This window comes from Acinetobacter sp. T_3_1, from assembly GCF_025377055.1.
Taxonomy (GTDB): Bacteria; Pseudomonadota; Gammaproteobacteria; order Pseudomonadales; family Moraxellaceae; genus Acinetobacter; species Acinetobacter kookii.
In genome coordinates, this window is record NZ_JACHVD010000001.1 from 193068 (window position 1) to 204921 (window position 11854).

Annotated in this window: 16 protein-coding genes; 6 read left to right on the forward strand and 10 right to left on the reverse strand. The window is 41.1% G+C overall.

The features are described from left to right. Nucleotides 1-8: 8 nt before the first annotated feature. The 6 genes from hscB to H4I94_RS00745 all read right to left on the reverse strand — a co-directional run bounded on the left by hscB (nt 9) and on the right by H4I94_RS00745 (nt 3933). Nucleotides 9-524, reverse strand: coding sequence for a Fe-S protein assembly co-chaperone HscB (hscB, locus tag H4I94_RS00720; protein WP_261180968.1), 516 nt, complete (start codon nt 522-524; stop codon nt 9-11). 105 nt (nt 525-629) lie between these two features. Further along, nucleotides 630-950 (reverse strand): iron-sulfur cluster assembly protein IscA, encoded by a 321-nt coding sequence (iscA, locus tag H4I94_RS00725; RefSeq protein WP_086196349.1) that lies wholly within the window; start codon nt 948-950, stop codon nt 630-632. A gap of 38 nt (nt 951-988) precedes the next feature. Further along, on the reverse strand, nt 989-1375 hold the full coding sequence (gene iscU / locus H4I94_RS00730) for a Fe-S cluster assembly scaffold IscU (protein ID WP_092819434.1): 387 nt from the start codon (nt 1373-1375) through the stop codon (nt 989-991). 105 nt (nt 1376-1480) lie between these two features. Next, nucleotides 1481-2698 carry an IscS subfamily cysteine desulfurase gene (locus tag H4I94_RS00735; RefSeq protein WP_092819435.1) on the reverse strand — a complete coding sequence of 406 codons (1218 nt, stop codon included), beginning with the start codon at nt 2696-2698 and terminating at the stop codon, nt 1481-1483. A 1-nt stretch (nt 2699) separates the two neighbouring features. Further along, complete coding sequence (locus tag H4I94_RS00740) at nt 2700-3173, reverse strand: Rrf2 family transcriptional regulator (protein ID WP_086197843.1); 474 nt, start codon at nt 3171-3173, stop codon at nt 2700-2702. A 112-nt stretch (nt 3174-3285) separates the two neighbouring features. After that, nucleotides 3286-3933, reverse strand: coding sequence for a hypothetical protein (locus H4I94_RS00745; protein ID WP_261180969.1), 648 nt, complete (start codon nt 3931-3933; stop codon nt 3286-3288). 190 nt (nt 3934-4123) lie between these two features. Between H4I94_RS00745 and H4I94_RS00750 the strand changes: the two genes are divergently transcribed. The 3 genes from H4I94_RS00750 (at nt 4124) to H4I94_RS00760 (ending at nt 7023) form a co-directional block, all read left to right on the forward strand. Further along, the gene (locus H4I94_RS00750) at nt 4124-4591 is read left to right on the forward strand and encodes a phasin family protein (protein WP_261180970.1); all 468 of its coding nucleotides are present in this window, start codon (nt 4124-4126) and stop codon (nt 4589-4591) included. A gap of 158 nt (nt 4592-4749) precedes the next feature. Next, on the forward strand, nt 4750-5022 hold the full coding sequence (locus H4I94_RS00755; protein WP_004651791.1) for an HU family DNA-binding protein: 273 nt from the start codon (nt 4750-4752) through the stop codon (nt 5020-5022). Between the two features lie 132 nt (nt 5023-5154). After that, nucleotides 5155-7023: a SurA N-terminal domain-containing protein gene (locus tag H4I94_RS00760; RefSeq protein ID WP_261180971.1), complete on the forward strand. Its 1869-nt coding sequence runs from the start codon at nt 5155-5157 to the stop codon at nt 7021-7023. A gap of 59 nt (nt 7024-7082) precedes the next feature. Here the strand turns inward: H4I94_RS00760 and H4I94_RS00765 are convergent, their stop codons facing one another. Then, nucleotides 7083-7955 (reverse strand): DUF2797 domain-containing protein, encoded by an 873-nt coding sequence (locus tag H4I94_RS00765; protein WP_131273999.1) that lies wholly within the window; start codon nt 7953-7955, stop codon nt 7083-7085. A gap of 34 nt (nt 7956-7989) precedes the next feature. Between H4I94_RS00765 and H4I94_RS00770 the strand changes: the two genes are divergently transcribed. Beyond that, complete coding sequence (locus H4I94_RS00770) at nt 7990-8460, forward strand: DUF6231 family protein (protein WP_261180972.1); 471 nt, start codon at nt 7990-7992, stop codon at nt 8458-8460. 98 nt (nt 8461-8558) lie between these two features. Then, nucleotides 8559-9227, forward strand: coding sequence for a YidB family protein (locus H4I94_RS00775; protein ID WP_261180973.1), 669 nt, complete (start codon nt 8559-8561; stop codon nt 9225-9227). Between the two features lie 75 nt (nt 9228-9302). On the opposite strand, the gene H4I94_RS00780 is transcribed toward H4I94_RS00775, so the two are convergent. The 3 genes from H4I94_RS00780 to H4I94_RS00790 are packed head-to-tail and all read right to left on the reverse strand — an operon-like array spanning nt 9303 to nt 11268. Then, complete coding sequence (locus H4I94_RS00780; RefSeq protein ID WP_261180974.1) at nt 9303-9920, reverse strand: YqiJ family protein; 618 nt, start codon at nt 9918-9920, stop codon at nt 9303-9305. Nucleotides 9921-9937: 17 nt separating this feature from the next. Further along, nucleotides 9938-10249 (reverse strand): Rieske (2Fe-2S) protein, encoded by a 312-nt coding sequence (locus H4I94_RS00785; protein ID WP_261181331.1) that lies wholly within the window; start codon nt 10247-10249, stop codon nt 9938-9940. A 14-nt stretch (nt 10250-10263) separates the two neighbouring features. After that, the gene (locus H4I94_RS00790; RefSeq protein ID WP_092819443.1) at nt 10264-11268 is read right to left on the reverse strand and encodes an adenosine kinase; all 1005 of its coding nucleotides are present in this window, start codon (nt 11266-11268) and stop codon (nt 10264-10266) included. A 136-nt stretch (nt 11269-11404) separates the two neighbouring features. Between H4I94_RS00790 and H4I94_RS00795 the strand changes: the two genes are divergently transcribed. Then, nucleotides 11405-11854: a GNAT family N-acetyltransferase gene (locus tag H4I94_RS00795; protein WP_092819444.1), complete on the forward strand. Its 450-nt coding sequence runs from the start codon at nt 11405-11407 to the stop codon at nt 11852-11854.

Here is an 11854-nt window from a genome sequence, read left to right on the forward strand (position 1 = left end):
AAAGCAAATTAAAAATCATCATCTAAATCAAAGCTGTCGTCATCCAGGAAACGATCTTCAGCTTTGTTGATGTCAGACATGACCTTAACAAAGAAACGCAATTTACGAACGGTATCACGGGCTTCACCCCAGTCCTCATCGTCATAGTCGATTTTGAATTCACGGACTAAACCGTCAATCCATTGCTGCACTTCAACTTTTAAAGATTGCAGATCATCGGCAGATGCAGCATCGTCGAGCTGTTCACGAATTTCCAGCGCATCCTGAAGAAATTCAAAATCACTGATCGACTGATCCAGGTGATAATCCTGTTTTTTCAGACTCAACAGATAGGCAGCGCGGCTATCAACATTGGATAAAGCTTTGAATGCCTGATTGATCTCGCTCGATTTAATCAGGGCCTGATCTTTGTCTTCGGCTTTATCTGGATGATATTGTTGCTGCAACTTCAAAAATTCAGTTTTTAAGGCTGCTAAATCAATATCGAGTGCTACAGGGAGGTTGAACAGCTCAAAATGATTCATGGGAGATAGGATCCACGATAGATATGCAAAAGTGACTGCTATAAATGCAATTAAAACAGTGCATTTTACACTGTTTTAATCACCAAAAGAGAGACAATGGAGTGTTTAAACGGTGAAAGATTCACCACAGCCACATTCGCCTTTTTTATTGGGGTTGTTAAATTCGAAGCCTTCATTGAGACCGTTTTTCACGTAGTCCATCTCCATACCTTCAAGATAAACCAGGCTTTTCGGGTCAACGAAAACCTTAACACCAAACTGCTCAAACATCTGGTCATGTGTATCGACTTCATCCACGAATTCGAGTACATAAGCCAAGCCAGAGCAGCCTGAAGTTTTCACACCAACGCGAATGCCTTCACCCTTACCACGATTTTTTAGGTAATTGCTGATATGAGTTGCAGCATTTTCAGTTAAATGGATCATGAAAACTCCGTTAATTTTCCATCAAAAACTTGAAACACTTAAGCTTTTGTTTTTTTGCTGCGGTAATCTTCAACAGCAGCTTTAATGGCATCTTCAGCCAGCACAGAGCAGTGTACTTTTACTGGAGGGAGAGCCAGTTCGTTCGCGATGTCGATATTCTTGATCGCTTGAGCTTCGTCCAAGGTTTTACCTTTTAGCCATTCAGTCACAAGCGAGCTAGAGGCAATCGCGGAACCACAACCATAAGTTTTAAAACGTGCTTCTTCAATCACACCTTCATCATTCACTTGAATTTGAAGACGCATTACATCACCACAAGCCGGTGCACCGACCATACCTGTACCAACATTTTCAGCATTTTTGTCTAAAACGCCAACATTACGAGGGTTTTCGTAATGATCAATTACTTTTTCGCTATAAGCCATGATGCTTCTCCAAACCTCGGGGTCAGCCTTAAGATTAATATGGGGGTGAAATTACGTTTATCAACGAGATAGCTTTAAATTTTAAAGCTATCTCCAGGACATGAATCAGTGTTCAGCCCATTCAACTGTTGAAAGGTCGATACCTTCTTTATACATATCCCAAAGCGGAGAAAGTTCACGCAATTTCTCAACAGCAGCTTTAGTGATTTCAAGAACATGATCGATATCTTCTTCAGTGGTGTATTTACCGAAGCTGAAACGGATTGAACTGTGGGCAAGCTCGTCAGAAAGACCAAGTGCACGAAGTACATAAGAGGGTTCAAGGGTTGCAGAAGTACATGCTGAACCAGAAGATACAGCTGCATCTTTCAGGGCCATCATCAATGATTCGCCTTCAACGAAGTTAAAGCTGACATTGAGATAGTTTGCAACGTTTTGAGTTGGATGGCCGTTTAAGAACACTTGTTCTAAACCTTGTAGACCATTCCATAATTTGTCACGCAGTACACGTAGCCGCTTTTGTTCGGCTTCAAGGTTTTTGCCTGCAAGTTCAAACGCTTCGCCCATACCTACAATTTGGTGAGTTGCAAGTGTACCTGAGCGCATGCCGCGTTCATGACCGCCACCATGCATTTGCGCTTTAAGACGGACACGTGGTGAACGGCGAACAAATAATGCGCCGATACCTTTAGGGCCATAAATCTTGTGCGCAGAGAAACTCATTAAATCAACTTTTAAAGTTGAAAGATCAATCTCTACCTTGCCTGCAGCCTGAGCCGCATCCACGTGGAAGAAAATTTTCTTGGCACGGGTAATTTCACCGATCGCTGCAACGTCAGTGATGGTACCGATCTCGTTGTTCACCATCATCAGCGACACCAGAATGGTATCTGGGCGAATCGCTGCTTCAACCATTTCCGGGGTAATTAAACCTGTTTGAGGCAGTGGTTCAAGATAAGTAATTTCGAAACCTTCTGCTTCTAATTCACGGCAAGTATCTAAAATTGCTTTATGTTCAATTTTACTTGTAATGATGTGTTTGCCTTTAGAGGCATAAAATTGAGCCACACCTTTCAGTGCCAGGTTATCAGATTCCGTAGCACCTGAAGTCCACACGATCTCGCGTGGATCTGCTTTGACCAAGTTCGCAACTTGTTCACGTGCATATTCTACTTTTTCTTCAGCCTGCCAACCGTAAGCATGAGAACGAGATGCAGCATTACCGAAAGTACCGTCGAAAGTTAAGCACTCCATCATGCGTTCTGCAACTTGAGGGTCTACAGGAGTGGTTGCTGCATAATCAAGATAAATCGGACGTTTCATGTCAAATACCTGTAACCGATAAAAGGGCTGAATCAAATGATGCTGTATTTTGGCGAATTGCAACGGTTTGAACGTTGTCGCGTGCTACCAGGTCAGCAAGGGTGATTTTTGCTAAATAATCGGCAATGTGGTGGGAGAGTTCTTGCCATAAATCATGAGTCAAGCACATTGCACCATTTTGGCAGTTACCTTTATGGTCACAACGCGTTGCGTCAACTGTTTCGTTTACAGCTTCAATAATTTCTAATACTGTGATTTCTTCAGCGTTACGTGCCAGATGATAACCACCGTTGGCTCCACGAACACTAGAAACTAAGCCGTGGCGCTTTAATTTCGCAAATAACTGCTCAAGATAAGCCACAGAAATAGTTTGACGAGCTGCAATTTCAGCAAGCGTGATCGTTTGTTCAGTTGGCTGCAAAGCTAAATCAAGTAGAGCAGTCACTGCGTAACGACCGCGAGTAGTAAGACGCATGATTCGATACACATATTAAGACTAGATGTGTCGATTTTATGAATCCTGACTAAAATAGTCAAGTTTTTTTATGGGGGTTTAAATTATTTTGTTTTATAGGAAAATTATATATTTATACAATCCACCAATTATACACTAATAACGCAACTAATAGCACGATAGTTAGACTAAAAACGATATTCATTCTTTTTTGTTTTTGCTGCATACGACGAATACGATTCTTGTATTGTTTAACTTCTACCTCTAAGGTATTGATCTTGGAACGTTGTTGATCAATTTTTTCTAATAGGGGAGCAATACGTTTTTTGGAAGCAATAATCTCCTGTTCATCAGTGGGTTCACTAAGCCACTGTTTCCAGTCAGATAAAACTTTTGGAAAGCTGAACAGCAAGGCTAAATCGCGAAACTCATCCTTTAGGGTGCTGTCACCATCAATACGCATTTTTTTAATGCTGCGTCGATTGCCAAAGACAAATACTTTGATTAAATCCATAAGCGTGGTGCGAATATCCAAATCGACTACTTTCGCTGGTGCCTTGGTGTCAAAGAGTATGCCGTGTTCAGTAAAAACCACATAAAAATCAAAATAAGGTAAATAGCTATTAATTTTAATGGTTATTTTTTGATCTATAAATTTTTTAGCCTGCAAGCCAACTACCCGATCATGTTTTAAGATGAAGGTAAAGATTGTCTCTAAAACAATCATGGTCATTGTGAGCAACAAATGCGGTTGTTTTTGACCTTGTTGCGATTCACTCATAAAACTTAATCCTTACCTGAAAGGAGCATCCCATGCTCGAAAATGTGTTTCAGGACTTATCAACAAATATATTAATCTTGCTTTGTAGAACAGTTTAGCAAATCGATCAAGTATTTAATTTGTTATTATAGCTGTATTTTTTGAGTAATTATATTTAAGTTGTATGGAAAATAAGCAGGAGATTGGCTGAATGGATAAATCAATAAAAGATCAAGAGATTGATCAACTAAAAAATGAAAATACTGATAAAACAAAGAATAAATCACGTTCAGGTCGTAAATCGGGTCTGGATTTTCGTAAATATACTCAGCAGATATGGCTTGCTGGCCTGGGGGCTTTTTCGCGTGCGGAAGAGGAAGGCAACAAACTCTTTGACTCTTTAGTCAAGGTCGGTGAAGAACTGGAATCCAAGACGTCTGAAATTGCCGATCAAACCGTAGAAAAAGTTTCGGTAAAAGCCAAAGAATCGGTGAGCGATACCAAAGACAAGGTCGAAAAACTCATTGACCATAGTGTTAACCACTCTTTAAACAGAATTGGTCTGGTTACTGTAAAAGATATTCAACATTTAGAAAGTCTCATATTACAACTCCATAATAAAGTCGATTTTTTGATTGAAGAAAATAAGCAGTTAAAGGCACAAATGTTACAAAAATGAAACTTTTTTAGTTTTTCTGCATTTTTCAACAATTTTTTTCGCAATTATTTTATAGAAAAGCTGATTGAGAGTATTGCGTTTTGCCCCAAAGCATTGATATAAAGGTGTTATGGAATCCTTAGACCTTAAATAAACGATATTAAGAGGACGTAATCTTCATGAATAAATCAGAATTAATCGATGCAATTGCAGAGAAAGGGGGATTGTCTAAGACTGATGCAGGTAAAGCCTTAGATGCAACAATTGCTTCAATTACTGAAGCACTTAAATCTGGTGATACTGTTACACTTGTTGGTTTTGGTACATTCAACGTTAAAGAACGTGCGGCACGTACAGGTCGTAACCCGCAAACTGGCGCAGCTTTAGAAATTAAAGCAAGCAAAGTACCAAGCTTTAAAGCAGGTAAAGGTTTAAAAGATTCTGTAGCTTAATCTTTTTTAAAGCCGATAAACGCGCCCTATAGGCGCGTTTTTTATTAATAATGCCGATTTACAGTGTGAACACATTCATTCAGCTGAGGTTTTCGGGTAAAATCCCCCCAGAAATAAAATATTGGAATACTTATGGAATCTTTTCGTAAAGTTATTAAGGGCTGGTTGGGCAAAGTGTTGCTCATTTTGTTTTTGACCCCTTTAGCACTTGTAGGTATTGAAGGATATTTTAGTGGTGGTAAGTCAGAAGACACAGCAAAACTGGTGAATGGCCAGGAAATTTCTAAAAAAGAATTAGAATCGCTGACCCAAACATTTAAAGAACAATATTTGGCTTATGCCAACGGCGACGAAACTTTACTGAATCAATCTTTCATTGAAAACAAGGCGATGGATAGTCTGGTCGCTCGAACCTTGTTGTTACAGCAGGCAGAAGAGCTGGGCATTTCATTAAGTGATGCACAAATTGAACAGATGGTTGCGCAGCAACCAAGCTTCCAGGAAAACGGTAAATTTTCTGAAGCCTTGTACTCAAATTATTTGCGTTCAGTGGGCATGACCAGCCAGTCTTTGATCGCCAACTTGCGTAAAGACCATGCTTTGAAAATGTTGACTTCAACATTTATGGACTATGCATTGGTGAGCAAGCTTGATATTCAGCAAATTGCCAACTTGCAAACTGAACAACGCACCTTGCATCTTGCCAGCATTAAACTGGATGAATACAAGAAAAATATCAAAGTCACACCGCAAGAAATAGCAGCTTATTACAACAAGCATCAAAATGCGTTTAAGCAGGTTGCAAGTGTAGATGTGGACTACGTTGTGCTTACGCCTGCTGATGTTGCACCTGCCAATACTCAAGTGACAGATGCTGAATTGCAGCAAGCTTATAATGCATTTGTTGATGCGCAAAAGCAGAATGTTAAGCCATTGGTCAAACATATTTTAATTACGGCAGACACCCGTTCGGACGCTGAGGCGAAAAAATTAGCCAATGAGGTTGCTGCAAAAATTAAAGCAGGCATGTCTTTTGCCCAAGCTGCAGCACAGTATTCGGATGATACTGAATCGAAATCTAAGGGTGGTGTGGTAGAAGCCTATGCAAAAGGCGTGTTTGGTGATGCATTTGATCAAAGCGTTGCTTCTTTAAAACCCGCACAAGTTTCAGCACCGGTTAAAACCCAGTATGGTTATCATTTAATTGAAACCGAAGCCGCTGCAATGAAGTTGCCTTCATTTGAGACTGAAAAACCGCGCTTGCTGGCTGAGTTGCAAAAGAATAAAGCCGCAAATTCATTCTCGGATGCTGTAAATAGCCTGAATGAGCTGGTTGTAGGGAGCGATGCGCTAGATGTGGTGGCGCAGGAAGTTAAAGGTGTAACGGTTCAGTCTGTGAAAGGTATGACCCTGGCTACACAGCATCCTGTACTGAGCGATGCCAATGTCAAGGTCAAGCTGTTTAATGATGATGTGAAAAATGGCGATCGCAATGCATCTAGCAGCATTCAAATGGCAAATGGCAATACTGTTTGGGTAAAAGTACGTAATTATCATGCGGCTGGTGTGCAGACTTTGGCTGAAGCAACACCACGTGTAAAAGCAAAACTCATCGAACAGAAAGCAAGTGATGCAGCGAAAGCGAAAATCCAGACCGCATTGAATAACTTTAAATCACAACCAGCTGCTAGCGTTGTGGCACAAAGTCAGATTACTTTTGAAAATGCTGGTGTATTTACCCGTTCACAAGGCCTAAAACGTGAGATTGAACGTGCGGCATTCAGTGTTCCGGCACCGAAAGCAGGCATGTGGTCAGTCACGACTGCTTCTTTGCCTAATGAATTGGTGGTGGTTGCTGTATCAAATGTGAACAAGACGACTTCGAATGCCTTAACCAATGAACAGTTGGGTGAATTGTCCAAGTTGTATCAACAGCTTCGTGGTCAGCAGGAACTGGATGATTACACGCAATATCTAAAGTCACATGCGAAAATTAAGTAATCTTAAGTGAAATAAAAAACCTGCGTTAACGCAGGTTTTTTTTATGGCTGAATTGAAGCTTATTCAGCCCGGATTTTCAGTTCATAGCCTGAATATTTGCGGATGTTAATGACCCCTGTATCCAGGATCAGGTACTGTCCTTTAATGCCCAGCAATTTGCCACGAATAATCGGAGTTTTATCCAGGTTGTGCGACTTAATTTTTTCGGGATATTGCTCGACCGGATAAACAAACTCGCGTGGCAGCTCATTTTCCATGACTTCAATTGTTTCGTTAAATTCGAGGTTCTGGCTAAATTCATCCCGAATGGTTTGAATTTTCGGTGCAAATTCTTCTATCAGCTGTTCACGCACTTCTATTAAATTGAGCGGTTCAGCTTCGCCTTTGAGTAGTTTGCGCCAATCGGTCTTGTCTGCAACCTGAGTGCCAAACATAATTTCCAGTTGGCCTGAGAGACGGCGGGAACCTACTTTCATAATCGGCAAAGCCTGGGTTGCACCCTGGTCCAGCCAGCGCGTTGGCATCTGTCCAAGACGGGTGATGCCGACTTTTAATGCACTTGAATTCGCCAGATAAACAATATGCGGCTGGAAGCACACCTCATGAGCAAAGCTGTCTTCGCGGCAAGTCCCGAGATGATAATGACAGGTTTCCGGTTTCATAATGCACATGTCACAGGATGCTTTGGTTTTGAAACATTTAAAGCAGTGACCCTGTGAAAAGGATTTACTGGTTTTGCTACCACAGGATACACAGTAGATATTGCCGGTCCATTCGATTTCAATTTCCTGGCCTAAATTGAATGGCAGGTCAACTTCTGAACGATCTAGAATAAATTTATATTCAACATTTGCCTTGTGTGTATGTTGATCAGTTACACTAAGGTCCTTAAGACCTGCATGCATTTTATGGCAAATGCCTTGTAGTTCCATACAGAATACTCTCTTCAATAATAAGGATGCAGTTATGGCTGAACAAAATGTCATTACTTCAATGCTAGACGATTTATCTCAGGAACAGCCTATCCAAACTGCATTATGTATTGGTCAAAATCTTGCTCAATACGACAATAATCAATCAATTCAATGGCACTATTTTAACGTAACTGAGTTTTTAAATCTGCCTTTTACCCAGCGATATGATCTGGGTTTTGTGGTGATGGATTCACAAGAGCTGGCGCTACTTTCTGATGTGCAGAAGTCTCAGCTGTTAGTGAGATTACGTGACCTGATGGCAAAACGAATTGTTGTGGTCAGCCGATTAGAAGATGAAAAATTGTTGCGTGCCTTGGGTTTTACCCAGCTGATTGATAAAACCCAGCATGATAGTGATTTTGCACTGTGGCAATTCAATATTTTAACCTATAAACATGTGCCTGACTGGTTTAACTCCAAATTCTGGGCAAATCCTGAAAACTGGAATAAATTTCGATGGTAATGTGCTGATTTTTATAATTGCAAATTTTAACAATAGCGGTTGATTTATTACTTTCAAAGCATCGTATTCTTTTATTAGGCTCATAAAAGGATAATGCGATGACTAATCTTAGCAATATCGTCGAAATACTGGCTAAACAGGCTTTGGGTGGCAATCAGCAACAATCACGGCAGAGTGGTTTAGGAGATATTTTAGCTTCGGTATTTGGCCAGATGAGTGCGAATAACACTCAGCAAAGTCAACAACAAAACCAGCAGAACCAGCAAAGACAGCCAGGTGGGTTGGGCGGAATTTTGGGATCGGTGCTCGGAAATTTGAGTGGTCAACATAATCAACAACAAAATCAGCAACCTCAGTACACCCAACAGCGAAGTAATGTAGGTGCTAATGCGACCAAGACCTTATTGATTGCGGTGCTTCCTTTGGTGCTTGCCTGGATTCAGAAACAAGGCGGTTTGCAGGGTGCGCTGGATAAACTAAAAGGTATGGGGCTCAGTCGCCAGGTGGATGATTGGGTTTCTACAGGTCCAGGTGAAAATGTCAGTGTGGACCAGCAGCAGGTACAGGGTCTGTTTGATGATCAGGAAGTCGAGCAGGTCGCGCAGGAAACCCACGTACCCAAACAGGATATTTACGCTGCGATTTCAAAAGTCTTGCCGCAAATTATTGATTCACTGACGCCCCAAGGCGAACAAACCAATAAGCAGGAAGCCAATGCTGATATTCAGCAGGTGATGAACCTGGTGTCCGGCTTTTTGAAACGTTAAGATTTTAACCGGCTGAGTGGCTGGCTCAGCTGGTTGTTAAGCATTTAAAATAAAATAGCCTATGCTAAATAAATGCTACTGATGATTTTCCATGTTAAATAAATTATTGGATTTGGAAATTTTTTTAGCAATATAGTGGGACTTTTTTAGGCGAATCAAAATAATCTGCGATTGAAATTCCAGTTCGCCAAATTCAGGCTCAACCTGGACATAATGTAATTGTCCAAAACTGTCCCGTACCCGTGCCTGTGCGGAAAATCCCGGACGGGCATTGCCACTAGAAATGGTCGCCAAACGTCCCAGTAGACTGACCTGTTGCTTGGTCAGTGTCGGCTTGATGACCTGGTCAAGGCAATGAATCATAAATACAGTGAAAAACACCGCAATGATCAGCGCCGGCATCATCAGATAATAAGCAGGCAAGAATGCCTTCTGCTGTGCAAATACGCAAAGTTGCAGAAAATAGCCTGCAAAACTGAAGTTCATGAGTAAAAACACCACAATCAGTGTTTTGGAGAACTTGACGTTAAGCAGTGGTGAGTCGGTAATTTTCTTTGGCGAGAGTGCTTTTAGAAACTCGGTCGGGCGAATGTTAAAATAATAGCCAATGGTTTCTGCCATGCTGAGTACAATTAAGGCCAATAAACTTAAATGAAACGGGATCAAGTTATAGTCTTGTAGAAACTCAAGCATGGCAAATTCCATTGGGTTTATTCTTCTTTCAGGTAAATTCCACCATCAGAATGCACGGTAATTTCAACTTTTTCAAGTGATTGCCCCTGGCAGGGACCAGAAATACATTCACCGGTTTCAACCAGAAACAGGGCTCCATGAGTAGAGCATTCAATATATTCCTGATCACGGTCTAGAAACTGGTTTTCCACAAATTCCAGCTCGACCTGCAAGTGAGGACAGAGATTCTGATAGGCATAGAATGAGCCGTCACGCTGGGTAATGAAAATCGTATCACCATTTGGCGTTTCGTATGAACGTGCTTCACGTTCAGGAATCTCTTCCATCATGGCAATTTTAATCATTATGCACATTCCTTCTGAAAGTTATTTAATAATTCTGCGTAACTTTCTACACTCAGGCGCGGGCCAAACTGTGAAACCACTTCACTTGAAATCAGGATTGAAAGTTCAGCAGCCAGTTTAAGGCTTAAGCCTGCATTCAATGCATACAGGAATGCGCCTGCAAAGGCATCACCGGCACCATTGGCATCTACCGCAGTCACTTTACGGCCTGGAACTTTCAAGGTTTGTTCAGAGTCGGAAATTAAGGCACCTTCAGCTGACAATGTAATGACAGTGTATTTGCTTTTTAGTTGCAATTTAGCCAGTGCTGCTTCAATTGAATCGGTTTCTGTGTACATTAAAGCTTCATGATAATTGCACAGCAATAAATCCACGCCATCATCTAAAAGCTCATCCAGACCTTGACGTGCATACTGCACCATTGCAGGATCAGAAAGGGTTAAGGCAATTTTTACCCCATGTGCTTTTGCAATTGCACGGGCCTGTTTAACCGCTTGACGTGCAGTATCGCTCGTGGACAAATAGCCTTCAATATACAGCCATTTTGCGGTTTTTAAAGGTTCAAAATTAATTTGAGCTTCACTCAGTTCAGCGGTAATGCCGAGGTAAGTTTGCATGGTGCGTTCAGAGTCCGGACTCACCAGAACCATACAGGTACCTGTCACACCTTCACTGACGGATTGCTCGGCGGTTTGAATACCTGCTTCGTTTAAACCTTTCAGATAAATCTGACCAAGTTCGTCGTTGCCTACGCGGCAAGCATAAAATGCTGTGCTGCCCAAGGCACTAAACGCAACGGTGGTATTTGCGGCAGACCCACCCGAGGCTTGACCTTTGTATAGTTGTGTTTCTTTTAAATTATTATATAAATTTGCTTGCGTTTCACCATCAGTCAACTGCATAGTGCCTTTTTGCAAATTTTGTTGAATCAGGAAATCGTCAGAGACTTTAAATTCTTGGTCGATTAATGCATTACCAATTGCAAAAAGATCAACAGTTGTCATGTCTTTCATTCACATTTAAATTAAAACGCTAAGTTTACACCAATGCTCATGATTGCTGTAGATTGATGAATAAAATTCAATATATAGTCAATTTATTCGTTCAAAATACCCTATAGGACAGAATAAGGAAGGTTAGATGAATATCACGATTGATAAAGCTGAACAATTACCTGAACAAATCAAGGAATTAGCCAAGCAGGCACAGCAAGAAGGATTTCAGTTTGTTGATCGATTGATTGAAGAGTTTGAAAGTGGCAAGAACAGGTTTGATCAACCGGGCGAATTCCTGTTGTTGGGCTATCATGATGACAAGCTTGTGGCTTGTGGCGGTTTAAACCAGCAATGGAATGAAAATGAAATTGATAGCCGGATTGGCCGGGTACGTCGTTTTTATGTCTTGCCTGAATATCGCAAGCATGGTGTAGGCAAACAACTGTTACAACAGCTGGAAAAAGAGGCACGTGCCAACTTTTCAGCCCTGTGCCTGAATACTGACACCAAAAATGCAGCACATTTCTATCAAAAACAAAACTATGTGTTTGTAGAAAATCATCCTAACTATAGTTATTTCAAATATCTGATCTAG

What these genes read in the sequence shown, in the direction of transcription:
- hscB (WP_261180968.1), bottom strand. Translation starts at nt 524, where the DNA reads ATGAATCATTTTGAGCTGTTCAACCTCCCTGTAGCACTCGATATTGAT.
- iscA (WP_086196349.1), bottom strand. Translation starts at nt 950, where the DNA reads ATGATCCATTTAACTGAAAATGCTGCAACTCATATCAGCAATTACCTA.
- iscU (WP_092819434.1), bottom strand. Translation starts at nt 1,375, where the DNA reads ATGGCTTATAGCGAAAAAGTAATTGATCATTACGAAAACCCTCGTAAT.
- H4I94_RS00735 (WP_092819435.1), bottom strand. Translation starts at nt 2,698, where the DNA reads ATGAAACGTCCGATTTATCTTGATTATGCAGCAACCACTCCTGTAGAC.
- H4I94_RS00740 (WP_086197843.1), bottom strand. Translation starts at nt 3,173, where the DNA reads ATGCGTCTTACTACTCGCGGTCGTTACGCAGTGACTGCTCTACTTGAT.
- H4I94_RS00745 (WP_261180969.1), bottom strand. Translation starts at nt 3,933, where the DNA reads ATGAGTGAATCGCAACAAGGTCAAAAACAACCGCATTTGTTGCTCACA.
- H4I94_RS00750 (WP_261180970.1), top strand. Translation starts at nt 4,124, where the DNA reads ATGGATAAATCAATAAAAGATCAAGAGATTGATCAACTAAAAAATGAA.
- H4I94_RS00755 (WP_004651791.1), top strand. Translation starts at nt 4,750, where the DNA reads ATGAATAAATCAGAATTAATCGATGCAATTGCAGAGAAAGGGGGATTG.
- H4I94_RS00760 (WP_261180971.1), top strand. Translation starts at nt 5,155, where the DNA reads ATGGAATCTTTTCGTAAAGTTATTAAGGGCTGGTTGGGCAAAGTGTTG.
- H4I94_RS00765 (WP_131273999.1), bottom strand. Translation starts at nt 7,955, where the DNA reads ATGGAACTACAAGGCATTTGCCATAAAATGCATGCAGGTCTTAAGGAC.
- H4I94_RS00770 (WP_261180972.1), top strand. Translation starts at nt 7,990, where the DNA reads ATGGCTGAACAAAATGTCATTACTTCAATGCTAGACGATTTATCTCAG.
- H4I94_RS00775 (WP_261180973.1), top strand. Translation starts at nt 8,559, where the DNA reads ATGACTAATCTTAGCAATATCGTCGAAATACTGGCTAAACAGGCTTTG.
- H4I94_RS00780 (WP_261180974.1), bottom strand. Translation starts at nt 9,920, where the DNA reads ATGCTTGAGTTTCTACAAGACTATAACTTGATCCCGTTTCATTTAAGT.
- H4I94_RS00785 (WP_261181331.1), bottom strand. Translation starts at nt 10,249, where the DNA reads ATGATGGAAGAGATTCCTGAACGTGAAGCACGTTCATACGAAACGCCA.
- H4I94_RS00790 (WP_092819443.1), bottom strand. Translation starts at nt 11,268, where the DNA reads ATGACAACTGTTGATCTTTTTGCAATTGGTAATGCATTAATCGACCAA.
- H4I94_RS00795 (WP_092819444.1), top strand. Translation starts at nt 11,405, where the DNA reads ATGAATATCACGATTGATAAAGCTGAACAATTACCTGAACAAATCAAG.